The organism is Actinoplanes sp. M2I2, from assembly GCF_023544445.1.
In the GTDB taxonomy this organism is placed as follows: Bacteria; Actinomycetota; Actinomycetes; order Mycobacteriales; family Micromonosporaceae; genus Actinoplanes.
This window is the reverse complement of sequence record NZ_JALPVJ010000014.1, coordinates 24,733-51,078: the sequence shown is the minus strand read 5'-3', so window position 1 is coordinate 51,078 and position 26,346 is coordinate 24,733. Positions and strand designations below refer to the sequence as shown.

Sequence of the window (26,346 nt, the reverse complement as noted above, 5' to 3'; positions counted from 1 at the left end):
GTAAGGCCGCTCAGCGCAGCCGGAACAGCACCTCGCCGGCCCGGGGCACGACCATGGTCCCGGGGTCGGTCGTGAACGCGGCGAGGTCGATGGTCGCCGGGTCGCGGTAGCCGAGATTCACTGCGCGGCACACCTCCTCGGGGATGCCGGTGGCCAGGGTGACCTGCACCCGCAGCCGTTCCACACCGGTCTCGGCGTCGTAGGTGCCCGCTCCGCGCAGGTGGGTCGAGTGGGCCAGCACGCCCCAGTGGATGTGCCGGAAATGGTCCCACTGCTTCACGAAGTAGTCACGGCAGTGGTAGCCGATCTCGTGGATCTGCGGGTGGCTCGTCGCGATCTCGGTGATGTGCGGCGCGTACAGGATCACCTCGCCGCCGTCCGCGACCACCGGTTCGACCTTGTAGAAGCCCTTGGCCCCGGTCCAGATCTCGTCGTACATCGCCGGGACGATCGACAAGACCCGCCGCACGGGCCGGTCCAGATACGTCACGTGGGTCGCGGCGCTGATCTCGGCGGCGCTGGCCCACGACGCCACGCAGTCGCCGAACGAGATCGAGTGCAGCGCGCTGCTGCGGTCGCCCTCGGCCAGCCCGGGTACGTCGGGGTCGTCCGGCGTCTCGGCGGTGACGACACAGAAGGCGTACGTCTCGGCCGGGATCAGCGCCGCGCCGTCGTTGATCAGGGCGCGGACCGGGGTGAGCCCGGTCGTCCCGATGATTTCGGCCGACGTGATCAGCGCGCCCAGCCAGTGCGACACGTCGATGATCTGCTGGCCGGCGACGCCCGGGAAGAAGTACTTGTTGCCGCCGGACATGCCGACCACCTCGTGCGGCAGCACCGGGCCGACGACGATCGCGATGTCGTGCTCGACGACGGCCCGGTTGAGCAGGACCGGCACGTCGCCGCTCATCCGCCCGCCCGACAGCTCCTCGATCCGCGCGCTGGGGATCGTACCGAGGTCCGCGAAGGTGGCCGGGTCCCACCACTCGTGGTTGATCACCTCGGTGCCCGGGTGGACGCCGACGTGCGTGGCCAGCGCCTCGGCCGTCATCGCGCCGTGCGTCCCCAGGGCGACGAGCACGGTCAACCGGGACACCCGGCCGTGCAGCGCCTTGTGCACGGCCCCCACCAGCAGCGGCAACGGGCAGGTCCGGGTGGCGTCGGGCACGAGCACGCAGACGCTGCGCCCGTCGACGTCGAGCCCGGCCAGTCGCGCGCCGACGAACTCGCGTACCTCGGCCTCGGTGAGCACCTGGTCGGCGCCGCCCACCCGGGCGGCCCGCCCGATCACAGCGGAAGTCATTCCCTGATCCTGCCCGCCAGGGCCTTGCGCGCCCACTCGAACGACAGACGGTGCGACTCCAGCTTCGATTCCACCGACGGCTCGTCGACCTCGATCATGAAGTCGCCGTCGTAGGTGGCCGGGATGGCGTCGAGCACGGCGTCGAAGTCGACCACCCCGAGCCCGGGTTCGGCCCAGAGCCGCTTCGAGGCCGTCTTCTCCCGGTACGAGCCGCTGCCCGCGCCGTCGGCCAGGTGATCAGGGAAGACGTCCTTGATGTGGATGCCGCCGAGCCGGTCGGCGTAGCGGCGGATGAACGGCGCCGGGTCGATGCCGGCCCAGCGCAGATGACCGGTGTCCGGGCCGAAGCCGATCACGTCCGGCCCGAGGTCGTCGAGCAGCCGGGTGATCTCGTCCTCGGTCTCGAAGACCCCGCCGACGTGCGAGTGGTGCAGCGGCCGCAGTCCCTCTTCGGCCAGTGCCCGGCACACCGCGCCGCACAGGTCCACGGCCCGGCTCAGCCGCCCCTCGTCGAAGCCGGCGCCGACCGCCGGTCGCTCGATCCGGGCCGGTACGGCCATCGACGAGACCATCGTGCGGTCCAGGCCGAGCGCGACCTGCGTGGCCGCGAACCGCCGGGCCTTCTCAACCTCGCCCGCCTCGGTGACAGTGTCGTCGAAGGGGGAGTTGAACAGGCTCAGCGACGGCGCCAGCCCGTACCCGCCGATCCAGGCCCGGTACTGCTCGGCGGTCATGTCGTCGGGCACGTCGGCCTTGACCGCGGTGAAGCCGATGGCGTGGAAGTCCGCGAACGCCTCGTCGAACACCTCCCGGGTCTTGCCGGCCGTGGCCCAGTACGGGATGGGGTTGGCCGCGATCCGGTTCATCCGAGCCTCACCGGCTTCCCGGTGCGGGCCGACTCGTACGCCCCGGTGATGACCGCGATCGACTGCCGGTTGGTCTCGAGGTCGACCCGCAGCTCGGCCCGGCCGGCCAGGGCGTCCAGGAAGTTGAGGTACTGACTGCGGTGCGCGTCGGACAGCTGCCCCGGGTTGCTGCCGGCCGTGTCGCCGCTGCCGCCGCCCGAGGTGACCCGGGTGGTGCCCATCAGCCGCTCCTCGATGTCCTGGCCGACCGGCGTGGCGTGGAAGAACGCGAGCTGGTCGTTGTCGATGACCGCCGAGCCGCGGTCCCCGTGCACCTGCAGACGGGCACTGAGCCCCGGGTACGCCGAGGTGGTCGCGTGCAGCACGCCGAGCGCTCCCGACGCGAACCGCACCACGCCGGTCGCCACGTCCTCCACCTCGATCCGCTCGTGCGCCAGGGTGCCCGTGTACGCGAAGACCTCCACCGGGCGGCCGAGAGCGGCCACGAGCAGGTCGACGGTGTGCACCCCCTGGTTCATGAGCGCGCCCCCGCCGTCGAGCTCCCAGGTGCCCCGCCAGTCGCCCGAGTCGTAGTAGCTCTGCCCGCGCCACCAGTCGATGGCCGCGATGCCCGAGCTGACCCGCCCGAACTCGCCCGCCGCGATGGCCGCGAGGGTCTTCTCGGTGGACGGGTCGAAGCGGTGCTGGGAGATGACCGTGACCAGCGTGCCGGCCTTGTCCCGAGCCCGGATGATCTCGTCGGTCCTGGCCACCGTGACCTCGGCCGGCTTTTCGATGATCACGTGCTTGCCGGCGTCCAGGGCCTCGATCGCGACGGTGCCGTGCAGCCCGGTCGGCGTGCACACCACCACCACGTCGATCTCCTCGGCCGCGAGGGCCTCGGTCAGCGACGCGTACGGGCGGCCGCCCCGCTCGGCGGTCAGGGCGGCGGCGCGGTCGGGGACGACGTCGGCCACCGCGACCAGTTCCAGCCGGTCGGTGAGCTGGCTCGTGACCAGCCCGTGCTGACGCCCGATCACCCCGGCGCCGACGATGGCGAACTTCGGATTCATGCGTACTCGATCCCCTCGGTCGTGAGCAGGCCGGTGAAGGCCCGCCAGGCGGTGCGGAAAAGGTCGGGCCCGGAGAACCCGCCGGTGGCGTGCCCGGCGGCCAGGTGCGGCTCCAGCGAGAAGAACCCGTCGAAGCCGTCGTGGCGCAGCGCCCGGATCGTCTCGGCCACCTCGCCGTCACCCTGCCCGGCCGGCACGACGGTGCCGTCGGCCCGATGCGCGTCCTTGATCTGCACATAGGCCACGTGCGGGCGAAGCTGCGCGTACCCGTCGGTGTAGGGACGCACCCCCACCTGCACGAAGTTGGCCGGGTCCCAGGCCAGCCGCAGGTAGGGCGAGCCCACCGAGCGGATCAGGTCGAGGCAGCGGCTCGGCACGTCGCCGTAGATCTCCTTCTCGTTCTCGTGCAGCAGGATCAGGTCGGCGTCCTCGGCGACGCGGGTGAGGGCGCGCATCCGCTCTATCACTTCGCCCCGGTGCGCGGCCGGGTCGTCGCCGGCCGGGAGGAAGAACGAGAAGATCCGGATGTACGGGGCGTCGAGCAGGCGCGCGACCTCGGCCGCGTGCTTCATGCGGTCCAGGTGCGGCGCGAAGTCGTCGGTGATGGCGATCTTCCCGATCGGCGACCCGATCGAGGACACCTTGAGGTCGTACGCGGCCAGGGTCTTCTTCACCGTGCCGAGCTGGTCGGGGGACAGGTCCAGGACGTTGACGTCCCAGGCGCTGCGCACCTCCACGTGCGTCATGCCCAGGCCGGTGACGACCTCGCACTGCTCGGTGAAGTCGGGGGAGATCTCGTCGGAGAAACCGGAGAGAGTCCACATCGGCGGTGCCCTTCAGCTGGTGGTTCGATAGATCTCGGCGATCAGTCGCTGCGACGCCAGGGCCTCCCGCGGCCCGATCCAGAACGGTTCCGGGTCGGTCAGCGAGCGGTAGAAGTCGGCGATCAGCAGTTCGTGCGAGGCGCCCCAGTAGGAACGCCCGGTGCCGCCCGGGGCGAGCTCGGCCACGGTCTCCACCCGACCGTCGGCGTACGCCACGGTCAGGTCGCCGCGCAGCAGCAGCGTGCCGTGCTCGGCGACGACCTCGAGGGCGACCGGCGAGTCGGTGGCGTTGGTGACGGTCGCGAAGAAGACGCTGCGCGCCCCGCCGTCGTGGTCGAGCACCACGTGGGCGGTGTCCTCGACGTCGCCCGGCAGCCCGCCGTAGCGGCCGGCGTGCCCGCGCAGCGCGGTGACGTCGCCGACCAGCCACTGCAAGAGGTCGAGGGTGTGGATGGCCTGGTTGATCAGAACGCCACCGCCGGCACGCGCCCGAACCGAACGCCACGGGCGCGCGTCGTAGTAGGCGGCGTCGCGGTGCCACAACACGGTCGCCGACGCGCCGACGACCCGGCCCAGCTCGCCGCCGTCCAGGAGCTTCCGGGCCGCCTGCGACGTCAGGTTGTAGCGGTTCTGCAGACAGACGCCCAGCTTCACCTGTGGATGGTCGCCGGCCGCGGCGACCAAGAGCTCGGCCTGGTCGATGGTGTGCGCGACCGGCTTCTCGAGCAGCACATGAATGCCACGCTCCAACGCGTCCGCGGCTATGTGTACATGTTGATCGTGTGGAGTACATATATGGACGACGTCAGGTCGAGTCTCGTCAAGAAACGCACGATGGTCCCGCGACGAGTCACACACCCCGACGAGCTCGGCTCCCAGCTTCTCGATCGCCGCCAGGTGCACGACCGACACAGTCCCCGGCCCGATGAGAGCCACCCGCGGCGCCCTCACTGCGGGCATCCCGTCAGTCCGTGCGCGACCCGCCTGACGGGCTGAGCATGCCCGCTGGACCGAGCGTGTGCGGTGGGCTGAGTGTGCCCGCTGAGCTGAGCATGTGCGGTGGGCTGAGTGTGCCAGCTGGGCTGGGGATGCCGAGGGCGAGCGTGCTGAGGGTGCTCATCGTGCCGGGGCGTCCGGGGGTGTCCGGCGCGCCGGGCGTGGCGACCGTTCCCGGCGAGCCCCGCCTGCTCAAGGTGGCCGGCACGCCGGCTTGGCTTTTCGCGGCGCGCCGTGATGAGAGGAGCGCCGCCGGTCACGCTCACTTGACGCCGCCCGCGGTCAGGCCGCCCACGAGGTAGCGCTGGAAGGCCAGGTAGAGCAGCACCACGGGAGCCGCGCAGATCAGGGCGGCCGCCATCATCTGTGAGTAGACCGGCAGCGCGCCGCCCTCCTGCTGCGACCCGAAGATCTGCAGGGCGACCGCGGCGGTGTGCGTTTCCGGCCGGGTGAGCACCGACGCGAACAACACGTCGTTCCAGCCGAGCAGGAAGGCGAAGATCCCGGACACGACGATCGCCGGCAGGCTCAGCGGGAAGATGATTTTCCACAGGATGACCACGGTGGACGCGCCCTCGGTCCGGGCCGCCTCCTCCAGCTCCCGGGGCAGCCCGCGCAGATAGGTCACCATCACCCAGGTCGAGAACGGCAGGGCGAAGGTCAGGTACGCGACGAACAGCCCCCACCGCGTGCCGATCACGGTCAGGCCGAGATAGTTGCCGGCCGACGAGAACAGCACGAACACCGGCAGCAGCATCAACGTGCCCGGGATGCTCTGCAGTCCGACCAGGCCGCGCAGGATCGTCAGCCGGCCCAGGAACGAATAGCGCACCAGCACGTAGGCAGTGGTCGTCCCCAGCAGCGACGACGCCACGGCGGTGAACGCGCACACGATGAGGCTGTTCACGATGCCTGTGGACAAGTCCGCGGTGGTCCAGATGCGGGTGTAGCTGTCGAGACTGAACGAGCTGGGCCAATACTCGCCCGACGCCACGCCCACATCGCTGTTGAGCGACGCCAGCACGATGTACAGGACAGGAATCAACACCATCAACACGAGCAATGCCGTCAACACGACAAGCAACCATCGCGGCAACAGCCGGTTGGCCTCGGCCGAAGCGGAAACGCTCATCGCGCACCCCCCGACCGGCTCATGCGCGCCCATCCGCTCACCGACACAGATCGGCTCGCCCGTGCGCATCCGCTCACTGACGCGGATCGGCTCGCCCGTGCGCATCCGCTCACTGACGCGGATCGGCTCGCCCGTGCGCATCCGCTCACTGACGCGGATCGGCTCGCCCGTGCGCATCCGCTCACTGACGCGGATCGGCTCGCCCGCCCACATCCGCTCACCGGTGTGTATCGGCTAATCCGTGCACGTCCACTCACCGACGCGGATCGGCTCGCCCGCGCGCATCCGTTCCGTGCGGCGTGGTTCGATATGCGGTCGTTCATCGCCGGCCTCCTTCGTCGTGGACGTCCAGGCGTACGGCCCGCAGGTAGACGAACAACGGAATCGCGATCAGCACCAGCGACAGCACCGCCATGGCCGCGCTCAAGCCGAAGCGCAAGCTCTGGAAGCTGGTCACGTACACGAGCATCGGCATCACGTTCACGTCCTCCGGAGCGGGCGCCCCGAACAGCACGAACGGCAACGTGAAGTTGTTGATGTGGTTGAGCGTGGCCAGCAGACAGGCCAGCAGCACCGGCCCGCGCAGGTAGGGCAGGATCACCCGGCGCAGCTTGGGCCACCACGGCGCCCCGTCCACAGCCGACGCCTCGTGCACTTCGTTGTCCACAGACTGCAGCGCGGCCAGCGCCATCAGGTAGATGAACGGCCAGGCGGCCCAGATCTCGACCAGGATCAGCGCCCAGTACGAGCGGGGCCCGGTCAGCCACAGCCCGCCCTCGATGCCGACCCTGGACAGCCACGCGTTGACGACCCCGTCCGGCTGCAGCATCGTGCGCCACACCGTGGCGACCACGAACGACGGCAACACGTACGGGATGAGGAACACCGCCCGCACCAGCGCGCGACCCTTGTACTTGTTCTGGGTGACCAGCGCGGCCGCGATGCCGATGGGCACGGTCGCGATCGTGGACAGCACCGCGAACGAGACGCTGATCCAGATCGAGTTGAGCAGGCCCGAGCTGAACGACTCGACGAAGTTGTCCAGCCCGATGAACGGCGCCTCGACCCAGCGCCGCAGGCTGTACTGGTCCAGGTCGATCAGCGAGATCCACAGCGCGACGGCCAGGGGGATCAGCACGATCAGGACCAGCAGGAGCCCGCCCGGCGTGAGCAGCCACAGCGGACGCTGCCGCTCGGTCACGCCGCGGCGCCGCGGTTCCTTGGGGGCCGCCGTCTCGGGCGGCCGGACTAGGGTCGTCATCTACTTGGCCCGGTCCAGCGCCGTCTGCGCGGACTTCTGCGCGTCGGCGATCCGGGCGTCGATCTGCTGCGTGCTGATCGAACCCTTGCCCAGGTCGGGCAGCGACTGCACGGCCACGTTGGTCAGCGCGAGCTGGATGTCGCCCCAGGCGCCGGTGAACGGGGTCGCGACCGACTTCTTGGCCGCCTCGGTCACCGGGGCCAGCTGCTGGTCGGACGCCAGCGTCTGCAGCGCGGCCGCGTTGGCCGGCAGGTTGCCGAACTTCTTGTAGTAGTCGAGCTGCGTGTCCTGGTCGGTGACCAGCTTGACGTACTCGAAGGCCAGGTCCTTGTTCTTCGAGTAGTCCGCGATCAGCAGGTTGTCACCGGAGAGGATGCTGGCCGCCTCGACCCCGTTCGTGGGCCGGCTCGTCGCGCCCGGCGGCACGGTCGGCAGTACGGCGAACTTCCACTTGCCCTTCACCGCGCCCTGCTCCAGCGAGTTGATAGCGGTCGGCGTGGTCAGCATGAAGTAGCCGGTCTTGCCCTTGGCGAACGCGGCCACGGCCTGCGGGTTGGTCCAGCCGACGGCGGCCGGGTCGACCACCTTGTCGCGGGTGAGCCAGCCGAAGTACGTGTCGTAGGCCTTCTGTACGGTCGGGTCCTGCAGCCTCGCGGTCTTGCCGTCCACCAGCGGGTTGCCGGCCTGCACGGACATGCCCCAGACGAACTTCCACGGGTCGAAGTTGTCCTTGTAAGCGATCGCCAGTCCGTACTGGTCGCCCTTGGTCATCTGTTTGGCCTGCTGGGCCAGCTCGTCCCAGGTCGTCGCCGGCTTGTCGATGCCGGCCGCCTGGAGCATCTCGGTGTTGTAGGCCATGACGAACGGCCGGCTGACCCACGGGATGCCGACCTGGTTCTGCTCGTCCGGCCCCGAGATGCCCAGCGTGGCCGGGGTGAACTTCTCCTTGCCGCCGACCTTCTTCCACTCCTCGTCGCCCAGCTTCACGAACGCGCCGGTGGAGTAGGCGGTGGGGGTGAACGTGGTGCCGACCGCGTAGACGTCGGGCCCGGAGCCCGACACCACCGACGTCTGGATCTTCGTCAGCTCGTCGTTGGCGCTGGCGAACGTCTCGAACTTGACCTCGGCGCCGGTCTGGGCCTTGAACTTCGTGCTGATGTCCTTCTGCCAGGCCGCGAACTCGTCGGGGTACTGGGTGTTGGCCGCGATCAGCACGTTGAGGGTCTTGCCGTCGCCGCCCTCGCCGCCACCTTCGTCGCCGCCGCCACAGGCGGCCAGTGCGAGCGCCAGAACCGCCGTGCCGGCCAGCGCCGTGAGCTTGTTTGCCATCATGGAAAGGGGTCTCCTCTGAGCTACTAGCCGGAGGGAGTGATGGGGGTCACTGTGAGACGCCCGTTAACCTGCGCGCAACAAGTTGCCAGTTGTTGCCCGCACGCTGAGGCAACAACTGGCAACTGATTGCCATCACTGCGCTCAGCCGATGAGGCTCGGGCGCATGGCTGCCCTCACAGTGCACCCCGACCGGCTGTTGCCCGCCGATCCCGGCGTACGGTCGATCGCCCGCCGCCTCTACCAGGAGGTCCGCGATCTGCCGATCATCAGTCCGCACGGGCACGTGGATCCGCGGCTCATCCTGGACGACACCCCGTTCGTCGACCCGACCTCGCTGTTCATCCAGCCCGATCACTACGTGACGCGGCTGCTGCACGCCGGCGGGATCCCGCTGACCGACCTCGGGGTGGGCGAGGGGCCGCTGCCCGAGACCCGCGCGCGCGAGGCCTGGCGGCTGTTCTGCGCGAACTGGCCGCTGCTGCGCGGGACGCCCGTACGGTATTGGTTCGAGTCGTCGCTGACCGAGGTCTTCGGGGTCACCGAGCGGCCGTCGGCGACCACCGCGGACGCCCTCTACGACCAGATCGCCGAGCAGCTGGTCCGGGACAGCCACCGGCCCCGCGCGCTGCTGTCCCGCTTCGACATCGCGTTCCTGGCCACCACCGACGATCCGGCCGACGACCTGGCCGCGCACCGGGCGCTGCGCGACGACGAGTCGATCCCGACCCGGATCGCGCCGACCTTCCGCCCCGACCGCTACCTCGAGGTCGGCCGCCCCGGCTGGCCCGCGATCGTCAAGGAGCTGGGCGGCGACGTGGGCGACTACGCGGGCTACCTCGCGGCCCTGGAGGAGCGGCGGCGCTACTTCATCTCGCTCGGCGCGGTATCGGCCGATCACGGTCACTTCGACGCCGGCACCGAACCGCTGGAGACCCGGGAGGCCGAGCGCATCTACAGCTCCGCGCTGGCCGGCACGGTCACCCCGCGCGAGGCGGTCGCCTTCCGCCGGCACATGACCTTCGAGATGGCCCGCATGTCGTGCGACGACGGCCTCGTGATGACCCTGCACCCGGGCATCTGGCGCAACCACCACCCGGCCACCCTGGCCGCGCACGGCCCCGACACCGGGCACGACATCCCGGTCGCCCTGGAGCTGACCGCCGCGCTGCGCCCGCTGCTCGAACGGTTCGGCACCCACCCGAACCTGCACCTGGTGCTGTTCACCGTGGATCCCGACGTCTACAGCCGGGAGATCGCCCCGCTGGCCGGCTTCTACCCCGCCGTGTACGCCGGGGCGCCCTGGTGGTTCCTCGACAACCCCAGCGAGATCCGGCACTACCAGCACGCCGTGACCGAGATCGCCGGGTTCAGCCGGATGTCCGGCTTCATCGACGACACCCGCGCGTTCTGCTCGATCCCGGCTCGCCACGACATGTCCCGCCGCCTGGACGCCGGCTTCCTGGCCACCCTCGTCGCCGAGCACCGCCTCGACGAGGACGAGGCCCTGGACACGCTGACCGCCCTGGTGGCCACCCAGCCCCGAGAGGTGTTCAAGCTATGAGGCCGGTCCGCGTCGTCCACCTCGGGCTGGGCGGCTTCTTCCGCGCCCATCAGGCCTGGTACACCGGCTTCGACGAGGAGTGGGGGATCGCCGCGTTCACCGGGCGGTCGGCCGCGCTGGCCGAGGATCTGACCCGCCAGCAGGGCCGATACACCCTCGTCGTACGGGGTCCGTCCACCGACGACCTGCAGGTGCAGACGTCCGTGGTGGCCGCCCACCCGGGCAGCGACGCCACCACCTGGCGGGCCCTGGTCGCCGACCCGGCGGTCGCCGTTCTGACGATCACCATGACCGAGGCCGCCTACGCGAGCGGGGGCGTGGTCGCCGACCGCCTCGTCACCGGCCTGTCCGCGCGGCGCCTGGCCGGCTCCGGGCCGATCGCCGTCGTCTCCTGCGACAACCTGCCCGGCAACGGCGAGGTCACCGCCCACGCCGTGCACGAGCTGGCCGCCCGCCTCGATCCCGCTCTCGACGAGTGGATCACCGCGAACGTCTCGTTCGTGACCACGATGGTCGACCGCATCACCCCCCGGACCACCCCGGCCGACATCCGCGACGTGGCCGAGGCCGGCGGCTGGCCCGACGCCGCGCCGGTGATCACCGAGCCCTACACCGAGTGGATCCTCAGCGGCGAGTTCCCCGCCGGCCGTCCCGCCTGGGAGCGAGGCGGCGCCCGCTTCGTCGACGACGTCGTCCCCCACGAGACCCGCAAGCTCCTGCTGCTCAACGGCGGGCATTCCCTTCTGGCGTACGCCGGGAGCGCGCTCGGCCACGAGACGGTCGCCGCAGCCGTGGCCGACCCGACCTGCCGCGCCTGGCTCGACCAGTGGTGGGACGAGGCCTGCCGGCACGTGCCGCTGCCCGCGGACGAGCTGACCGCCTATCGCGCGGCCCTGATGGACCGCTTCGCCAACCCGCGCATCCGCCACACCCTGGCCCAGATCGCCGCCGACGGCTCCCAGAAGATGCGCATCCGCGTCGTCCCGGTCCTGCGCGGCGAGCGGGCGGCCGACCGGATGCCGGTCGGCGCCGCCCGCGTCCTGGCCGCGTGGATCGACCACCTGCGCGGCGCCGGCGCCCCGGTCACCGACGCGGGCGCCGGTCCGTACGCCGAGCGTGCCCACTCGGTCGGCGAGGTCCTCGCCCTGCTCGCGCCCGATCTGGCCGGCGACACCGACTTGATCGCCGCCACGGAGGCTTTGAGCGGCTCGGAGGTTCGCCGGTAGCGGGTCTACGACGCCTGATTGCCGCGACGGAGCTTCGAGCGGCTTGGAGGTTCGCCGGCAGCGGGTCTCCGACGGCTGGTTGCCGCGACGGCGGCTCTGAGTGGCTCGCAGGTTCGGCGGCGGCGGGTCTGAGCGGCTCGGGAGGTTCGGCGGCGGTGGGTTGCCGGGACGGCGGCTCTGAGCGGCTCGGAGGTTCGGCGGAGGCGGCTACGAGCAGCTTGGAGGTTTGCCGGCGGTGGCCTGCCCCTACGGCGGCGCTAAGCGGGTCGGAGGTTGGCGGGTAGCGTTTCTCCGACGATCAAGCCCGCGGCCATGGCGGCGGCGAGGGCGTCCTGCAGTACAAGCCGTTCCGGCCTGCCCTGGTGGCGGGCCAGCGCGGCGACGTCCTCGAACTCGGGCATGACCTGCAGCATGATGCCGTCACGATGAGCCACCTTCACCGCGATGCGGGTGTCGCCCACGGTGACGTCGGCGAAGGCCCGCTCCAGCGCCACCTTGTCCCGCCGGCTGTGCCGGACCCCCAGCGTGCTGGTGTCGCGGAAGATCCGCTCGCGCAGCGCCCCGGCCAGTCCCGGCGGGCACAGCACGCTGAGCGTGTGCGCCGGGCGGCCCTTCTTCATCACGATCGGCACCAGCCAAGCGTCGGACGCGCCCTGGCGCATCAGCCCGGCCAGGATCTCGGGCCACAGGCGGGGATCGAGGTCGTCCACGTTGGCCTCCAGCAGCACAGCTCCCTCGGCCACTTCGCCCCAGCTCGCGTCCGGCCGCTCCTCGGCCCCGACCTTCTTCCCGGTCCCGGCTTTGTCGACGGTCCCGGCTTTGTCTCCAGCCTCGGCCCCGGCCGCAGCCTCGGCTCTGTCCCCGGCCCCGGCCGCAGCCTCGGCTTTGTCCCGGGCCCCGGCCCTGGCCTCGGCTTTGTCCCCGGCCCCGGCCCCAGCCTCGGCTCTGTCCCCGGCTCCGTACCCGGCCCCGGCTCCGTACCCGGCCCCGGCTCCGTACCCGGCCCCGGCTCCGTACCCGGCCCCGGCTCCGTACCCGGCCCCGGCTTCGTCCGCGACCCCGATGAGGACGCGGACGACGTTGGCGTGCCCGGCCGGGTCCCGGGTGCCCGCCCCGACCCCCACGGCGTCGAGCAGCATCGGCGGCAGCCGCTCGCAGGTCTGTGCGAAGGCCCGCAGCAACGCCAGCCCGGTCGGCGTGGCCAGCTCGCCGTCCCCGCCGCCGGACACCCGCCAGCCCCGGGCCAGCTCGGCCACCGCGGGCGCCGGCACCGGCAGCCGGCCGTGCCGGGCGCGCACGCTGCCCGATCCCAGCGCCACCGGCCCGGCCGACACGCTCGTGACGCCCAGGTCGGCCAGCGCCGCGCAGCAACCCACGACGTCGGCGATCGCGTCCAGCGCCCCGACCTCGTGGAAGTGGACGTCGTCGGCCGCGATCCCGTGCACCCGGGCCTCCGCCTCGGCCAGCAGCCGGAAGACACCGGCCGCGTCGTCCGCCGCCGCGCCGGCCCGCTCGAGCAGCTCCCGCACGTCCCGCCAGGTGCGGTGGGGCGGATCGGCGGCCGTCGGCTCGACCTCGGCCTTGAGCGCCCGCAACCCGTTGCGGGTCACTTCCCGGGTGGAGATCCGCACGGTGCCGTCCGAGACGGCGTCCACCGCCGCCCGCACCACGTCGAGCGACGCGCCGGCGTCCAGCAGCGCCCCGAGCAGCATGTCCCCGGCGATGCCGGCCGAGGCGTCGATCCAGGCGTGCCGTCCCGTCACGCGACCCCCGACGCCGGACCGCCGTCGCCCTCGCTGCCGGGGGGAGCGGCGATCTGCGCCGCGAGGTGGCCCGCCCCGTAACCGTTGTCGATGTTGACCACGGCCACCCCCGGAGCGCAGGCGTTGAGCATGGTCAGCAGCGCGGCCAGGCCCTCGAACGCGGCGCCGTAGCCCACCGAGGTCGGCACCGCGACCACCGGCGCCGCGATCAGCCCGGCCACGACGCCCGGCAGCGCGCCGTCCATCCCGGCCACGACCACGACCGCCCGGGCCCGCCGCAGCACCTCGACGTGCGACAGCACCCGGTGCAACCCGGCTACGCCGACGTCGACGATCAGCTCGGTCGCCCGGCCGAGATACTGCGCGGTCACGGCCGCTTCGCGGGCCACCGGCAGGTCGGACGTGCCCGCGGCGACCACGACCACCCGCCCGCCGCTCGGCCCGGGCGGCTGCGGCGGCCACGCGAGCAGCCCGGCCACCGGGTCGTGGAAGGCGTCCGGCAGCGCGCCGAGCACCGCCGCCGCGTGTTCCGGGCCGGCCCGGGTGAAGAGCGTGACGACCTCGGACCGCTCGCGCATCGCCGCCGCTATCCCCGCCACCTGCTCCGGCGTCTTGCCCGCGCAGTAGACGGCTTCGGGATATCCGCGGCGCCGCATCCGATCCAGATCGAGATCCGCGTACGTCTCCAGACCCGCCGCCCCGATCGGGTCGCCGGCATGAGGAGGGGTCATCGAGTGGTCCAGCTTTCAGCCTCGGCCATCGGACGGTCCTTCGTCTCCTGGCCGGCCGGGCGCCGGATCTCGAGCGTCCGGGCCGACGAAGGCGCCGGTGAACGCCCCGGACTGGATGCCGGCCAGGTCGAGCGTGACGAAGCGGAAGCCCGCCCCGGTGACCGCCCGGTGCACCTGCTCGCGCAGCGGCTCACCGGCCGCCCGCACCAGGTCCTCGGCCGGGAGCTCGATGCGGGCGATGTCGCCGTGGTGACGCACCCGCAGGTCACCGAACCCGAGCCCGCGCAGCGCCGCCTCGGCCTTCTCCACCTGGCTGAGCTTACGAGGGCTGACGATCTGGAAGTGCGGAATGCGCGAGGCCAGGCACGGCGCGGCCGGCTTGTCGGCGCACGGCAGCTCGAAGGCGTGCGCTATCCGGCGTACGGCGGCCTTGTCGAGACCCGCGGCGGCCAGCGGGCTCAGCACGCGGTGGGCCGCGGCCGCCCTCGCTCCGGGCCGGTCGAGCCGCCGGACGTCGTCGGCGTTCTCGCCGTAGGCCACCGCGTCGAGCCGGTGCGCGGCCACGACCTCGTCGCCGATCCGCGTGAACAGCTCGTCCTTGCAGTGGAAGCACCGGTCGGGCCCGTTGGCCCGGTAGGCCTCGCGTTCGCCCTCGTGGGTCTCGACCTCGACGACCGGCGCCCCGATCCGCTCGGCCACCCGGTGGGCGGCGGTCCGCTCGTCGGCGGCCAGGCTCGGCGACACCCCGAGGATCGCCACCACCCGTCCGGCCCCGAGCGCCCGCACGGCCAGCGCCAGCAGCACCGACGAGTCGACCCCGCCCGAATAGGCCACCCCGAGCCGCTGGACCCCGCGAAGCTGCTCCGCGACCTGGGCCGTTGCCCGTCCGGCCTCGTCCGTGCCCGGTGATGTCATCCCGTCATTGCACGCCGCCGCCCCCGGCGGCTGGCAAGCGGTTGCCATTTGTTGCGGTGATCGCCGAACCGGGTGCGGGTCCGCCCGCTCACCCCACCGCCGGACCGGCCTCAAACCGCCGGCCCGCGGCGCCGGCGGTCAGCCATCGGAGGGCTCCAGCAGCTGCCGGGCCGCGGCGCGGCGCAGCTTGCCGGACGGCGTCTTGGGCAGCGAGCCGGGCGGCACGACACGCACGACGCTGGGGCGGGCGTCGATCTCCGCCACCACGCGGCTGGTGACCTCGCGGGCTATCCGGGCCGCGGCGGCCTCGTCGGCGGCCTGGCGCGACTCGGCCAGCACCGCGAACGACTCCCGGGCCACCCCCTCGCCGGCCAGCAGCCGGACGGCGACCACGTTGCCCTCGCGCACCCCGTCCACGGCGCCGGCGGCCCGCTCGATGTCGGTCGGATAGATGTTGCGCCCGCCCATGATGATGACGTCCTTGCGACGGCCGCAGACGACGATCTGGTCGTCGGCCACATAACCCTCGTCGCCGATGTCGAGCCAGCCGTCGGCGTCGCGGGCCGGCTCCCAGCCCTCGGGGGTCAGGTAGCCGTCGGTCACCGACTCGCCGCGCAGCTGGAGCCGGCCCACCTCACGCTCGCCGAGCGGCTTGCCGTCGTCGTCGACGACCCGCACCTCGACGCTGGGGAAGGGGCGGCCCAGCATCGGGATCTCGCGCTCGGCCGAGGCCGTCGCGCCGGCCGGGACGGCCCGGTTGTCCCGCTCGAGGGCGGCCGCGTCGACCCGGTCGAGCATCATCGGGTCGGCCAGCCCGGACAACGAGATGACCAGGGTGCTCTCGGCCGCGCCGTAGCAGCAGTTGACCGCGCCCGGGTCGAACCCGAACCGCGAGGCCACCTCGACGAACGCGCGCATCGTGGCCGGGTCGATCGGCTCGGCGCCGTTGCAGGCGACCCGCAGGGTCGACAGGTCGAGCCGGCCGGGCTCCACCCGGGCGAGCTGACGGGTGAGCACGGCCCAGGCGAAGTTGGGCGCGGTGGTGATCGTGCCGCCGTAGCGGCTGATCAGGTCGGCCCAGAGCAGCGGCCGGCCCAGGAAGTCGGCCGGGGTCACGCTGACCAGCTCGAGCCCGCTGAGCATGGGCAGCGCCAGGCAGCCGATCATGCCCATGTCGTGGAACATCGGCAGCCACGACACCATCACCCCGTCCTCGCCGCAGCGCAGATGCTCACTGGCGTCGCGCAGGTTGGCCCACAGGTTGCGGTGGGTGATCCGCACGGCCTTGGGGTCGGCCGTGGACCCGCTGGTCAGCTGGAGCAGCGCCGGACTGTCCTCGCCGGCGTCGACCGGGTCGGCCTCGGGACTCTGGCCGAGCTGGGCGGGGGAGTGGTGCCGGATGCCGTACGCGTCGAGGGCCGGCGCCATCTGCTCGAACGGCGCGCCGACGACCACCGACTGAGCGTCGATCATCCGCAGCACCCGCAGGGTGTCGTCGCGCCAGACCCCGAGATCGGTGCGCGGCGTGGGCTGGTGCAGCATCGTGACGCTGCCGCCGGCCAGCCACACCCCCTGCGCCACCGGGGCGATCTCGGCCGGCGTCCCGGCCAGCACGGCCACCGCCTGACCGGGCCGCAGCCCCGCGGCGACCAGCCCGCCGGCGATGCGGCGGGCCTGACCGTGCACCTCGGTCCACGGACGACGGACGGCCGGCCCGGGCTCGCCGGTCACCATGCCGGTGCGGGCTCGGGCGGCGTTGGCGATCACACCATCGACGAAGCGGCTCACGGGAAGCACGCTACGCGAGCGCGCTCAAGATCGTGCCGGTCGACGCCGGCCCTGTGGACAGACGCGATCGCCTCTGCGGCGTCCTGGGGACACGCCGGCGTACAGGCCTCGGCAAAGCCCGCGGCCCGGCCGGTTCAGATCTCCAGCTGCTGCTCGATGAGCCGCAACCGGTGCCGCGCCATCGCCAGGTTGGCGCGCTCCCGGTGCAGGGCCAGATAAAGGAAGAGGCCATGACCGTCCGGGGCGGTGATCGGGCGGATCAGGTGATATTGCGATTCGAGGGTCACCAGGATGTCCTCGACGTTCTCGCCGAGGTCCAGCATTTCCAGCGTGCGGTATTTCGCGCGCAGCACCTCCGTGTTCGCGGCCGCCGCGACGGCGATGTCGAACCCGAAGCCGCCGCCCGCCGTGCCGAGGGCCATTCCGCTGGTCCAGTCCACGATCGCCACCGCCAGCGCGCCGTCCAGCTGCAGCGCGTCCTTGAGTGCCACGTCCATCTCGGCCATTCCCCGTCTGCTCCTTCCGTGGGCCTGCAACCAGCATGGCCCGGAACGGCGGTCGTCGATCGGACACGTTGTCCGTCACGCGCGCCCGATCCGGTTCGACGATTCTGAGGTCTGGGCCGCGAATTGAAGAATTCTGCAATTCGGCAGCTCGGGAATTGCGCATTGGTGCGGATGGTCACGTGCCCCCTAAGGTTGTCGGCACGCATTTCAGGTGGGGGAGATGTCGATGTCGGTGCCGCTTTACCAGGCCAAGGCCGAGATGTTCCGCACGCTGGGCCACCCGGTGCGCATCCGCGTGCTCGAACTGCTGCAGGCCGGTCCGCGCCCGGTCCGCGATCTGCTCGCCGAGATCGACGTCGAACCGTCCAACCTGTCCCAGCAGCTCGCCGTCCTCCGGCGTACCGGGGTCGTGGTCTCCTTCCGCGACGGCGGCTCGGTCATGTACGCCCTGAGCACGCCCGACGTGGCTGACCTGCTTGCCGCCGGCCGCCGCATCCTGGGTGCCGTCCTCACCGACCGCGACGGCCTCCTGGCCGAGCTGCGGGCCCACTCACCCGCCGACTGACCGCCGATCGTCGCCGCGAGTCGATCACCGGGAGCGCCGGGCCGACCGATAGGGTGCGTCGATGGATCGCACTGCGCTGGTCACCGGCGCCTCGTCCGGCATCGGCCTGGCCACGGCCACCGCGCTCGCCGCCCGCGGCTACCGGGTCCTGGGGACGAGCCGGCACCCCGAGGACCTCACCCCGGAGCAGAGGGCGCCCGGCGTCGACTATCTGCCGCTCGATCTGACCGAGCCCGGCTCGGTCGAAGCCCTGGCCGAGCCGCTGCGGACCGTCGACATCCTGGTCAACAACGCCGGCGAGAGCCACAGCGGGCCGTTCGAGGAACTGCCCGGCGAGGTGCTGCGCCGGCTGTTCCAGGTCAACGTGCTGGGACCCGTACGGCTGACGCAGTTGGCCCTGCCCGGGATGCGGGAGCGGGGCTACGGGCGGGTGGTGATGGTCGGCTCCATGCTGGCGTCGTTCCCGTTGGCCTACCGGTCGTCGTATGTCGCCACCAAAGCCGCCCTGAAGGGCTTCAGCAACGGCGCCCGGCACGAGCTCTCGCCGTACGGTGTCTGGCTGACCACGGTCGAGCCGGGCTCGATCAACACGGGTCTGAGCGCCCGCCGCACCAGCTCCATCGAGCCCGATTCACCGCACCGCCCCGACTACGAGCGGATGGTGGCCGCCCTCGACCGTAACGAGGCGGCCGGCATCCCACCCGAGCGGGTCGCCGCCACCATCGTCACCGCCATCGAGAAGGACCGGCCCCGTCAGCGGTACGCCGTCGGCAGCAACGCCGCGCTGGTGTTCCCGGCCCGGCGCCTGGCACCCGTCTGGCTGGCCGAGAAGCTCACCCACCGCCGGCACGGCTTGGCCCGCTGAGCTGCCCATGGGGGCGACCAGGTCGTCGTCCCGCACGTCGTGGCGCCGCAGCAGCCCGGCCGCCGTCGCCTCGCATGGAGCCCGCCGCGCGGTCAGACCGCCGGGCCGCCGCGCAGAGCCTCGATGATGCGCCGGGCCTCGGCCTCGTCGGTGGTCTCGCGCCCGGCGCCGTCGGCCGTGCCCAGCGAGACTCCCGCCGCGTCGTGCACGACGTGCTTGGCCGACGCGTGCACGGCCGGGACGCCGGTCTCCACGATCTTCCCGACGACGCCGGGCCGTACCCCGCCGCCGGCCATGATCTCGATGCGGCCGGCGGCCGCCTCGACGAGCCGGGCCAGCGCCGGCAACGCGTCGGCGACGTTCGCGGCCCCGGCCGACGTCAGGATCCGCCGCACGCCGAGCCCCACGAGCGCGTCGATGGCCGCGTACGGGTCCTCGGCGTTGTCGAAGGCCCGGTGGAACGTCACGTCGGCGCCGGCGGCCGCCTCGATCACCCGCTCGACCAGGGAGGCGTCGACCCGGCCGCCGCGCAGGCCCCCGACGACCACCCCGGCGGCCCCGGCGGCCCGGGCGTGGCGGACGTCGGCGACGATCACCGCCACCTCGGCCGGCTCGTACTCGAAACCGCCGGGCCGCGGCCGCACCAGCACGTGCACCGGTGGGATGCCCGCCGTGCCGGTCGCCGCCTCGACGAACCCGAGCGACGGCGTCACCCCGCCCAGCGGCAGCGCCGAGCACAGCTCGATGCGGTCGACCGTGAGCCGCGCGGCGACGTCCAGCCCGTGCGCGTCCTGAACAGCCAGCTCAAAGGCAACCATCAGGCGGCGCTCTCCCGTGTCTCTCAGCGGTTCGGGCCTCAGCGGATCTGGACCCTGGGAAGTATCCCATCGAAGCCGGCCCGGCTGCGCGGTGGCCGCCGCCCGGCCAGCCGGTCACTCGTTGCGGGCGGCCTCGGGGCCGGTGATCTGGCGCAGCAGGGGCAGCGTCAGGCTGATGACGCCCAGCGACGCCGCCACGCCGCCGAGGACGATCGCGTAGAACGACAGGCCCGGCGGTTGCAGCGAGATCTCCATCTGCGCCCGCAGGAACAGATGGGCGGCCAGCAACCCGGCCCCGAGCGCCACCACGGCGGCGGCCAGCAGCGGGGTCACGCTTTCCAGGGCCACCACCCGCCGCAGGGTCCGCAGCGGGACGCCGGCCAGGCGCAGCATGCTGAACGGGCGCTTGCGTTCGCTCAGGCCGCCCGCGACGCCCACCGCCAGGCTGCACCCGGCGATGGCCAGGCTGATCAGCACGACCACCTCGGCCAGGCGCTGCCAGCCCTCGAAGACCCGGGCCGTCTCCGCGTTCCACCCGGCTTCGGTGAACGGGGCGTACATCATGGGGTGGGCGTTGGTGAGGGTCGTCCGGGCCCCCTCGACGGCGGCCCGCGAGCCGTCGGTGAAGGTGACGATCGTGTCGGCCGGCAACGTGCTCAGACGGGTGGCGGAGATGTCGGCGGCGGGCCAGACGCCGCTCCAGCCCTCGGGATCCTCCAGGGTGCTGAAGACCCAGGCCGCCTCGGCGCCCGGGGCACACCGGCCCTTCGAGGGCGTACGGGCCAGGTCGGCGCAAGACACGAGCGAGGACGGCCAGAGCTGGCCGCCGACGGTGATGCGCGGGGCGGGCAGATCGGCCGGGGGGCGGCGGGTGACGGCGACGTACCGGACGCCCGGCTGGTCGTTCAGCGCGGCCGGCACCGGATCGCCGGTCGGGGCGGTCGGTCCGTCGCGGAAGATGGCGAACAGGACCGAGTTGTCGGCGGTGGCCGCCCCGACCGTGTCGGCCGACCGGTCGGCCGCGATCGAGCCGATGATGCCGACCGACACCGTGGTGACGAACAGCGCGATCACCAGGCCGCTGACCGACCGGAAGCCGGCCTTCGGGTCGGCCGCCAGCCGGCGGGCCGCGATCAGCCCGGCCGTGCCGCCGGCGCGCCGGGCGGCGACGCGGGCGACCGCCATCGTCAGCCACGGGCCGGCCACGACCAGGCCGATCATCACGAGGAAGATGCCGGACAGGTAGGCCAGGATCTGACCGTCGGTGGTGGACGGGCGGCGGCCGATGAAGAACGCGAGTTCCCCGAGGCCGGCGAGCAGCGGCACGAGCCGCCAGGCCCGTGGGGGCCGGGCGGCGGCGCGCCGGGCGATGCCGAGCGGCGACACCCGTACGCGCCGGAGCGAGACCAGGGCCGCGGCGGCGGCCAGCAGCGGGACGCCGAGGGCGACGCCGGCGACCAGCGGAAGGCTCAGCGCGAGGTCGGCCGGGAACATGGGAGCGCCGGTGAACGGGACCGCGGCGAGGGTGTCGCGGGCCAGGAGGAACAGCCCGAAGCCGGCCACGGTGCCCGCGATCGCCGACACCGTCGCCTCGACGGCCGACACGATAGCCACCTGGCGAGGGGTCGCGCCGACCAGGTGCATCGCGGCGAAACGCTGCTCGCGGCGGGTCGCGGCCAGCCGGGTGGTGGTGCCGACCAGGATGACCAGGGGCAGGATCAGCGCGACGGCGACCACGCCCAGGATCAGCTGCAGCCCGGCGGTGGGAATGCCGGACCAACAGCCGTCGGGGCAGGCGGTGGGCGCGGACGTCGTGATCGTGCCGACCCGCCGGACGCCGGGGCGTTGCGAGAGCTCGCCGGGCGCGTAGCCGACGACGGCGACCAGCGAGTCAGGGGAGGGCAGGGCCTCGTCGCCGACCGTGCCGGCCAGCCGTCCGGGGAAGCGGCCGGCCAGTTCGGCGGCGGGCGTGGCGGCGATCAGGGTGGCCAGGGCCGGGGACGCGAAGTATTCGCCTGGCCCGGGCAGGCGCGGCAGACCGGGCGGCACGGGCGAGCGCGGCCCGGTGGCGGCCAGGTCGACCCGGCCGATGCTTCTCGTGTCGAACTCGTCGATCCGCAACTGCCACCACAACGGATCGGGCCCGGCGCTGCCGGCCGAGTTGGCCCAGCCGTAGCGGTCGTTCTGCTGGGAGACGCCGCCCAGCCCGGCCAGCGCGGCGATCAGCAGACCCACCCCGAACGCCATCGCGACCGCGATGACGACCAGCCGCACGGCTGCCTCACGACCCCCCGCCAGCGTGAGACGCAGACCGAAGCGGATCACGCGACGGCCTCGGCCGTCAGCGCCAGGACCTTGCCGTCACGCACGACGACTTCCCGATCCGCGTACGCGGCCACTCGCGGCTCATGCGTGACCAGCACAACCGTGGTGCCCTCGTCGCGGGCCGAACCGACCAGCAGATCCATGACGTGCTCCCCGGTGAGCGAGTCGAGCGCGCCGGTCGGCTCGTCGGCGAACAGCACCCGCGGCCGGGCGACGAGCGCGCGGGCCAGCGCGACCCGCTGGGCCTGACCGCCGGAGAGCTCGCCCGACGTGCGGCGTTCGAGTCCGTCGAGGCCGAGCCGGCCCAGCCAGACCCGGGCCTCGGCGGTCGCCTTGGCCCGGCGTACGCCCGAAAGCAACAGGGGCAGCGCGACGTTCTCCTCGGCGGTCAGCTCGGGCACCAGCTGTCCGAATTGGAACACGAAGCCGAACCGGTCGCGCCGCAGGGCGCTGCGGCCGGTCTCACCCAGCCGGTCGATGCGCCGGCCGTCGAAGTGGATCTCACCCGAGCCCGGTACGAGGATGCCGGCCAGACAGTGCAGCAGCGTCGACTTGCCGGACCCGCTCGGGCCCATCACGGCCAGGACCTCGCCCTCGGCCACCCGGAGCTCGGCGCCGCGCAGGGCGGGTGTGCGGCCGAACGACAAGTGCACATCGCGCGCCTCGAGGACAGTCATCGCCCGACCTCCCGGGCCAGCGCGTCGAGCCGGGCCGCGGTCAGCTCGATCCAGCGCAGGTCGGCCTCGATGTGGAACAGGGCGTGGTCGGCGAGCAGCGAGTCGACGAGGCTGCCGGACCGCTTGACCGTGGTCAGCTCGCGCATGCGCTGCATGTGGGCGGCGCGCTGGGTGTCGAGATACTGCTCGGCCGGCCGGTTCAGCAGCAGCGACAGCGTCACCTTGGCGAACAGCACGGTCTGCAGGTGCGGCTCGGGCGCGACCGGCTCGGTCAGCCAGCTGTCGACCTCGGTCGCGCCCGAATCGGTGATGACGTAACGCTTGCGGTCGGGCCCGGCGCCCGGCTCGGGGTCGCTGATGACCACCTTGCCGTCGCGCGCGAGCCGGCTCAGCGTCGAGTAGACCTGGCCGAAGGAGAGCGGCTTGTCCCGCCCGAACAGGGCGTCGTAGTCGCGTTTGAGGTCGTACCCATGGCTGGGTTCACGTTCCAGAAGTCCGAGCAGAGTCAGCGGCACCGTCATGCTCGAGACTATACGCCGAGAGTATACGTTCAGAAAAGACCCGGATCGCTCACAGCGCCTCGAGAAGGGCGCCGAGAGGCCGCGGCAGCACGTCCCGAGCCAGAGCGTCCTCGACGAGCACCCGGGCGTAGCGGGATTTACGCCGGGAGCCACTGCCGAAGAAACGCCGGATCTGCGCCGCCAGGTCGCGATCGCGCCACGCCGGCTGACCCCGCAGCGTCCGGAACGACCCGGCCTCACCCTGCGCGTCGATGAGCGCCTCGACCCGCGCGGCGCCGAGCGCCCGGATCAACTCGTCCTCCAGGTCCCGCGAACACACGAACAGCTGGGCGTGCGGTGCGGTGCCCAGCCCGCGCCGGACCAGTTCTTCCTCCCGTACGTCGCAGAGCGAGAGCAGCCTCAGGCGGCCGGCCGAGGTCCCCAGCCCGGTCAGGAAGCGCGCAGTGGCGTGCGCCCCGCCGATCGGCACGACGACGACCCGCTCCGCCTCGAGATCGCGGCCCCGCCCCGCCGCGGCCGTCTCGACGGCGATCTGGTCGCTCACGCCCTCGACCAGGACCAGCGTGGCCGCGTCGCCGATCTTCCCCAGCTGGCGGGCGGTGGCCCGCAGCGGCGCGTCGGGCCCGTGGTCGTACCCGGTCAGCGCCGTCTCCGAGATCTGGCGGCGGCGAACGCGGCGGCTGGTGGCCATGCCGCACATCCTCCGGGGCGAGCCTGCCCGTGGCCAGATAATTACTCCGATGCCCGGCGGTGACCCGGGCGCCGGGGACGAGTGCCGTTCCGATGGTCGGGGCGGCCTGATGATCGCCTTCACATGGTGAATGTCGATCTTCTCGGCGGTCTGCGAAGGCCGGAAAGTGTCGTACGCCTGCTCGAGCATGGTCCCCGTGATGGCGGACGTGCGACAGCTCAGTGAGGACGCGGCGAAGCTCGCCGCAGCCCCGTTGTGGCCGCTGGCCGACGACGAGCTCACCGTCGGCCTGAAGGCTGCGCATCGTCTCGAGCAATGCGCCGCGGCGCTGCAGGCACGGCTGGTGCAGCAGGCCGTCACCCGTGGTGTGCCCTCAGCGCAGGGCCACCGCAGCACGGCCGGTTGGCTCCGCGCCCTGCTGCTGCTCGATCCGCAACCGGCCCGCGAGCTGGCCGGCCAGGCCGCCGCGCTGAGCCGGCACCCGGCAGTCGAACAGGCTGTCCTGGACGGCCACCTCAACCTGCGCCAGTCCACCGTGATCGCCGAAACGCTCGACGCCCTACCCGACGACCTCGTCCACCACGTCGACGGCCACGGTGGCGACGGCAACGGCGAGGGCCATGGCAGACATCCCGACTCGGCCGAAGTGTCGCGGCTCACCGAGCTGGCGCAGACCACGATGATCGGGATGGCTGGGCGGTTGCCGGCCTACCAGCTACGTCGGGTGGGTGAGCGGATCCTGGCCCACGTCGCTCCGGAGATTGCCGAGCGGGCCGACGAGGCAGCCTTGGCGCGTCAGGAAGCCCGCGCTCACGAGCGGCGCGGTCTGACCCTGTCGTTGCCGGTCGATGGGCTGGTCCGCATCTCCGGACTGCTCGGCGCCGAAGACGCCACCATCGTCCAAGCCGCTCTGCACCCGCTGTGCACCCCGGCCCCAGGTGACGACCGGACGGCAGCGCACCGCCGCGCCGACGCCCTGATCGACATCTGCCGGCTTGCCCTGCGCACCAGCGAGCTGCCCAGCGACGGCGGCGAACCGCCCCAGCTGGCTGTCACCGTCGCCTACGACCCGCTCACCCGCACTCTGAGCACCGGCACCACCGACACCGGCCGGCGCCTGTCAGCCGGCACGATCCGCCGCCTCGCGTGTGACGCCCGCATCCTGCCATTCGTCCTCGGCGGCGCCGGCCAGATCCTCGACACCGGCCGCGCCCGCCGGCTCGCCACCGGCCCCCTACGCCGCGCCCTGCACATCCGCGATCAAGGCTGCGCGTTCCCCGACTGCGACCGCCCACCACGCTGGACCGACGCCCACCACCTCACCGCCTGGACCAACGGCGGCCCCACCACCCTGAACAACCTGGTCCTGCTCTGCCGCCACCACCACCGACTCATCCACCACCCGGGCGGCGGCTGGCAGATCCGCCTCGGCCCCGACCAGCACCCCGACTTCTACCCACCACCGTCCATCGACCCGCTACGACGACCACGCCGCAACCTCTACCACCGACGCCGAGCGCACCCTGAGCGGTCGCAGGCGGCGGCCGACGGGATCGAACGAGACCGGTAGTCAGGCACTCGACTTGCGGCGCTGAGACCTGGCGGGACGGATCGACGCCTTGGCTGTCGCGCGGTCAATCCTGGCGTACTGCGTACCAGACGAGAGACGACAGACCGGCGACACCGGCCAATGCGAACATCACGGTGTCCAGGCCGTTGGGGGGATCCACGATGTCGGCCGTGGTCAGCAGCACGGAAGCCGCGCCGAAGAGGAGCCAGAATCCGCCGAACCTGACGGGGTGGCCGGCACCCGCTTTTCCCCTGAGCCGGAGGAGGGCCTTCGGGATGCGCCGGGTCGTCAACGTCCAGATGCCCAACGTCACCAGACCGAGGGCCGCGATCAGCCCCAGCACGGTCAGTACGTGGTCGAGCGAGATCTGTCCCAGCACGAGCGAAGGATCTCATGATCCGATTCCAGGCGTGGTCCGGGGTTCACGTGCCTCCGGGGCTGGGGAACGGCTCGCCGGCCCGGCTGCGTCACCCCGGGGTGCCGTGCCTGCCCGAGCGCCCATGGTCACCGATTACCGTCCGGTCGTCGTCGTCGTCGTCGTCGTCGTCGTCGACGGCGCTTCGCCGCGCGACGCTCATCGGGTACGCATTCGGCTGCTCGTCGTCGTGGCCCCGGCGACGGCTGACCTGCCGGTCAGGAGTAGCTGTCGCGGCCGGTCTGCCCGCAGGCGTCCGAGGACGATCTTCGGCTTGCCGCTGAGGATCGATCCCGGTCGACCGGAGGTCCTAGGCTTCTGCCATGAAGCCGGTCCTGGGCCTCCTTCATGGGTTGGCTCAGTGCCGGCAGGCGTGGGCGCCGCAGTTGTCCGCGCCGGAAGCCGACTACGAGGTGATCGCGCCGGACTTGCCGGGCACAGGTATGACGCCGGGGCCGTTCCGGTTCGGCCCGGCTCGCCGTCCGTCAGCCGCGACGAGTCGCCAGCCTCATGCTGTCGGGCGTGCAGCTGCGGCCGCCTCGGTTGCTCCTGGCAGTGCAGGACGTGGTGATGGGCGTGATTCCAGCGAGTCGTTTCAGCGCCGACGACCCTGCTGTGACCAAGCGGAGCGTGCTGCAGACCA

25 protein-coding genes are annotated in these 26,346 nt (G+C 72.3%); 6 read left to right on the top strand and 19 right to left on the bottom strand.

The window, feature by feature from the left end; all coding sequences use genetic code 11:
• Window positions 1–10: 10 nt before the first annotated feature.
• The 6 genes from HJC40_RS27615 to HJC40_RS27590 form a co-directional block, all read right to left on the bottom strand.
• A complete protein-coding gene (locus HJC40_RS27615) occupies window positions 11–1,303 on the bottom strand; it encodes a lactate racemase domain-containing protein (RefSeq protein ID WP_250005278.1) in 1,293 nt (430 codons plus the stop codon).
• Entirely contained in the window at window positions 1,300–2,169 is an 870-nt protein-coding gene (locus HJC40_RS27610) for a sugar phosphate isomerase/epimerase (RefSeq protein WP_250005276.1), read from the bottom strand. Before HJC40_RS27610 ends, HJC40_RS27615 begins: the two co-directional genes overlap by 4 nt.
• Window positions 2,166–3,221, bottom strand: coding sequence for a Gfo/Idh/MocA family protein (locus tag HJC40_RS27605; RefSeq protein WP_250005275.1), 1,056 nt, complete (start codon window positions 3,219–3,221; stop codon window positions 2,166–2,168). Before HJC40_RS27605 ends, HJC40_RS27610 begins: the two co-directional genes overlap by 4 nt.
• On the bottom strand, window positions 3,218–4,045 hold the full coding sequence (locus HJC40_RS27600; protein ID WP_250005274.1) for a sugar phosphate isomerase/epimerase: 828 nt from the start codon (window positions 4,043–4,045) through the stop codon (window positions 3,218–3,220). The genes HJC40_RS27605 and HJC40_RS27600 overlap by 4 nt, the downstream gene beginning before the upstream one ends.
• 12 nt (window positions 4,046–4,057) lie before the next feature.
• Window positions 4,058–5,005 (bottom strand): Gfo/Idh/MocA family protein, encoded by a 948-nt coding sequence (locus tag HJC40_RS27595; protein WP_250005272.1) that lies wholly within the window; start codon window positions 5,003–5,005, stop codon window positions 4,058–4,060.
• 298 nt (window positions 5,006–5,303) lie between these two features.
• The gene (locus HJC40_RS27590; protein WP_250005270.1) at window positions 5,304–6,065 is read right to left on the bottom strand and encodes a carbohydrate ABC transporter permease; all 762 of its coding nucleotides are present in this window, start codon (window positions 6,063–6,065) and stop codon (window positions 5,304–5,306) included.
• Here HJC40_RS27590 and HJC40_RS27585 point away from each other — a divergent pair.
• Entirely contained in the window at window positions 6,049–6,411 is a 363-nt protein-coding gene (locus HJC40_RS27585) for a hypothetical protein (RefSeq protein WP_250005269.1), read from the top strand. The genes HJC40_RS27590 and HJC40_RS27585 overlap by 17 nt on opposite strands.
• A gap of 81 nt (window positions 6,412–6,492) precedes the next feature.
• On the opposite strand, the gene HJC40_RS27580 is transcribed toward HJC40_RS27585, so the two are convergent.
• Together HJC40_RS27580 and HJC40_RS27575 are read right to left on the bottom strand one after the other, a co-directional pair.
• Window positions 6,493–7,434 carry a carbohydrate ABC transporter permease gene (locus tag HJC40_RS27580; RefSeq protein ID WP_250005268.1) on the bottom strand — a complete coding sequence of 314 codons (942 nt, stop codon included), beginning with the start codon at window positions 7,432–7,434 and terminating at the stop codon, window positions 6,493–6,495.
• The gene (locus HJC40_RS27575) at window positions 7,435–8,766 is read right to left on the bottom strand and encodes an extracellular solute-binding protein (RefSeq protein ID WP_250005266.1); all 1,332 of its coding nucleotides are present in this window, start codon (window positions 8,764–8,766) and stop codon (window positions 7,435–7,437) included.
• Window positions 8,767–8,929: 163 nt separating this feature from the next.
• On the opposite strand from HJC40_RS27575, the gene uxaC reads away from it, so the two are divergent.
• Both uxaC and HJC40_RS27565 read left to right on the top strand, forming a co-directional pair.
• A complete protein-coding gene (uxaC, locus tag HJC40_RS27570) occupies window positions 8,930–10,327 on the top strand; it encodes a glucuronate isomerase (RefSeq protein WP_250005264.1) in 1,398 nt (465 codons plus the stop codon).
• Entirely contained in the window at window positions 10,324–11,553 is a 1,230-nt protein-coding gene (locus tag HJC40_RS27565) for a mannitol dehydrogenase family protein (protein ID WP_250005261.1), read from the top strand. Before uxaC ends, HJC40_RS27565 begins: the two co-directional genes overlap by 4 nt.
• A 257-nt stretch (window positions 11,554–11,810) precedes the next feature.
• On the opposite strand, the gene HJC40_RS27560 is transcribed toward HJC40_RS27565, so the two are convergent.
• The 5 genes from HJC40_RS27560 to HJC40_RS27540 all read right to left on the bottom strand — a co-directional run bounded on the left by HJC40_RS27560 (window position 11,811) and on the right by HJC40_RS27540 (window position 17,256).
• On the bottom strand, window positions 11,811–13,316 hold the full coding sequence (locus HJC40_RS27560) for a LarC family nickel insertion protein (protein ID WP_250005258.1): 1,506 nt from the start codon (window positions 13,314–13,316) through the stop codon (window positions 11,811–11,813).
• Entirely contained in the window at window positions 13,313–14,047 is a 735-nt protein-coding gene (gene larB, locus HJC40_RS27555) for a nickel pincer cofactor biosynthesis protein LarB (protein ID WP_250005255.1), read from the bottom strand. Before larB ends, HJC40_RS27560 begins: the two co-directional genes overlap by 4 nt.
• A 15-nt stretch (window positions 14,048–14,062) precedes the next feature.
• Window positions 14,063–14,962, bottom strand: a complete 900-nt coding sequence (locus HJC40_RS27550) for an asparagine synthase-related protein (protein ID WP_250005252.1) — start codon at window positions 14,960–14,962, stop codon at window positions 14,063–14,065.
• A gap of 138 nt (window positions 14,963–15,100) precedes the next feature.
• Window positions 15,101–16,750 (bottom strand): fatty acyl-AMP ligase, encoded by a 1,650-nt coding sequence (locus HJC40_RS27545; RefSeq protein ID WP_250005249.1) that lies wholly within the window; start codon window positions 16,748–16,750, stop codon window positions 15,101–15,103.
• Between the two features lie 134 nt (window positions 16,751–16,884).
• Complete coding sequence (locus HJC40_RS27540) at window positions 16,885–17,256, bottom strand: hypothetical protein (RefSeq protein WP_250005246.1); 372 nt, start codon at window positions 17,254–17,256, stop codon at window positions 16,885–16,887.
• Window positions 17,257–17,482: 226 nt separating this feature from the next.
• Here HJC40_RS27540 and HJC40_RS27535 point away from each other — a divergent pair, with 226 nt between their 5' ends.
• Together HJC40_RS27535 and HJC40_RS27530 are read left to right on the top strand one after the other, a co-directional pair.
• On the top strand, window positions 17,483–17,821 hold the full coding sequence (locus HJC40_RS27535; protein ID WP_250005243.1) for a helix-turn-helix transcriptional regulator: 339 nt from the start codon (window positions 17,483–17,485) through the stop codon (window positions 17,819–17,821).
• Window positions 17,822–17,882: 61 nt separating this feature from the next.
• Window positions 17,883–18,686 carry an SDR family oxidoreductase gene (locus HJC40_RS27530; protein WP_250005240.1) on the top strand — a complete coding sequence of 268 codons (804 nt, stop codon included), beginning with the start codon at window positions 17,883–17,885 and terminating at the stop codon, window positions 18,684–18,686.
• 92 nt (window positions 18,687–18,778) lie between these two features.
• On the opposite strand, the gene HJC40_RS27525 is transcribed toward HJC40_RS27530, so the two are convergent.
• The 5 genes from HJC40_RS27525 to HJC40_RS27505 form a co-directional block, all read right to left on the bottom strand.
• Window positions 18,779–19,504 (bottom strand): copper homeostasis protein CutC, encoded by a 726-nt coding sequence (locus tag HJC40_RS27525; protein ID WP_250005236.1) that lies wholly within the window; start codon window positions 19,502–19,504, stop codon window positions 18,779–18,781.
• A 114-nt stretch (window positions 19,505–19,618) separates the two neighbouring features.
• On the bottom strand, window positions 19,619–21,829 hold the full coding sequence (locus HJC40_RS27520) for an FtsX-like permease family protein (protein ID WP_250005234.1): 2,211 nt from the start codon (window positions 21,827–21,829) through the stop codon (window positions 19,619–19,621).
• Window positions 21,826–22,506 (bottom strand): ABC transporter ATP-binding protein, encoded by a 681-nt coding sequence (locus tag HJC40_RS27515; protein ID WP_250005231.1) that lies wholly within the window; start codon window positions 22,504–22,506, stop codon window positions 21,826–21,828. The genes HJC40_RS27520 and HJC40_RS27515 overlap by 4 nt, the downstream gene beginning before the upstream one ends.
• Window positions 22,503–23,027, bottom strand: coding sequence for a PadR family transcriptional regulator (locus HJC40_RS27510; protein ID WP_250005228.1), 525 nt, complete (start codon window positions 23,025–23,027; stop codon window positions 22,503–22,505). The genes HJC40_RS27515 and HJC40_RS27510 overlap by 4 nt, the downstream gene beginning before the upstream one ends.
• Window positions 23,028–23,076: 49 nt before the next feature.
• Window positions 23,077–23,718, bottom strand: coding sequence for a TOPRIM nucleotidyl transferase/hydrolase domain-containing protein (locus HJC40_RS27505; RefSeq protein WP_250005225.1), 642 nt, complete (start codon window positions 23,716–23,718; stop codon window positions 23,077–23,079).
• A gap of 199 nt (window positions 23,719–23,917) precedes the next feature.
• Here HJC40_RS27505 and HJC40_RS27500 point away from each other — a divergent pair, with 199 nt between their 5' ends.
• Complete coding sequence (locus HJC40_RS27500; RefSeq protein WP_250005222.1) at window positions 23,918–25,288, top strand: HNH endonuclease signature motif containing protein; 1,371 nt, start codon at window positions 23,918–23,920, stop codon at window positions 25,286–25,288.
• 64 nt (window positions 25,289–25,352) lie between these two features.
• Here the strand turns inward: HJC40_RS27500 and HJC40_RS27495 are convergent, their stop codons facing one another.
• Window positions 25,353–25,667: a hypothetical protein gene (locus tag HJC40_RS27495; RefSeq protein WP_250005219.1), complete on the bottom strand. Its 315-nt coding sequence runs from the start codon at window positions 25,665–25,667 to the stop codon at window positions 25,353–25,355.
• Window positions 25,668–26,346: the final 679 nt, after the last annotated feature.

Bases quoted from the DNA above. Each gene is read 5' to 3' on its own strand.
- HJC40_RS27615 (WP_250005278.1), bottom strand. From the start codon at position 1,303: ATGACTTCCGCTGTGATCGGGCGGGCCGCCCGGGTGGGCGGCGCCGAC.
- HJC40_RS27610 (WP_250005276.1), bottom strand. From the start codon at position 2,169: ATGAACCGGATCGCGGCCAACCCCATCCCGTACTGGGCCACGGCCGGC.
- HJC40_RS27605 (WP_250005275.1), bottom strand. From the start codon at position 3,221: ATGAATCCGAAGTTCGCCATCGTCGGCGCCGGGGTGATCGGGCGTCAG.
- HJC40_RS27600 (WP_250005274.1), bottom strand. From the start codon at position 4,045: ATGTGGACTCTCTCCGGTTTCTCCGACGAGATCTCCCCCGACTTCACC.
- HJC40_RS27595 (WP_250005272.1), bottom strand. From the start codon at position 5,005: ATGCCCGCAGTGAGGGCGCCGCGGGTGGCTCTCATCGGGCCGGGGACT.
- HJC40_RS27580 (WP_250005268.1), bottom strand. From the start codon at position 7,434: ATGACGACCCTAGTCCGGCCGCCCGAGACGGCGGCCCCCAAGGAACCG.
- HJC40_RS27575 (WP_250005266.1), bottom strand. From the start codon at position 8,766: ATGATGGCAAACAAGCTCACGGCGCTGGCCGGCACGGCGGTTCTGGCG.
- uxaC (WP_250005264.1), top strand. From the start codon at position 8,930: ATGGCTGCCCTCACAGTGCACCCCGACCGGCTGTTGCCCGCCGATCCC.
- HJC40_RS27565 (WP_250005261.1), top strand. From the start codon at position 10,324: ATGAGGCCGGTCCGCGTCGTCCACCTCGGGCTGGGCGGCTTCTTCCGC.
- larB (WP_250005255.1), bottom strand. From the start codon at position 14,047: ATGACCCCTCCTCATGCCGGCGACCCGATCGGGGCGGCGGGTCTGGAG.
- HJC40_RS27550 (WP_250005252.1), bottom strand. From the start codon at position 14,962: ATGACATCACCGGGCACGGACGAGGCCGGACGGGCAACGGCCCAGGTC.
- HJC40_RS27540 (WP_250005246.1), bottom strand. From the start codon at position 17,256: ATGGCCGAGATGGACGTGGCACTCAAGGACGCGCTGCAGCTGGACGGC.
- HJC40_RS27535 (WP_250005243.1), top strand. From the start codon at position 17,483: ATGTCGGTGCCGCTTTACCAGGCCAAGGCCGAGATGTTCCGCACGCTG.
- HJC40_RS27530 (WP_250005240.1), top strand. From the start codon at position 17,883: ATGGATCGCACTGCGCTGGTCACCGGCGCCTCGTCCGGCATCGGCCTG.
- HJC40_RS27525 (WP_250005236.1), bottom strand. From the start codon at position 19,504: ATGGTTGCCTTTGAGCTGGCTGTTCAGGACGCGCACGGGCTGGACGTC.
- HJC40_RS27515 (WP_250005231.1), bottom strand. From the start codon at position 22,506: ATGACTGTCCTCGAGGCGCGCGATGTGCACTTGTCGTTCGGCCGCACA.
- HJC40_RS27510 (WP_250005228.1), bottom strand. From the start codon at position 23,027: ATGACGGTGCCGCTGACTCTGCTCGGACTTCTGGAACGTGAACCCAGC.
- HJC40_RS27505 (WP_250005225.1), bottom strand. From the start codon at position 23,718: ATGGCCACCAGCCGCCGCGTTCGCCGCCGCCAGATCTCGGAGACGGCG.
- HJC40_RS27500 (WP_250005222.1), top strand. From the start codon at position 23,918: ATGGCGGACGTGCGACAGCTCAGTGAGGACGCGGCGAAGCTCGCCGCA.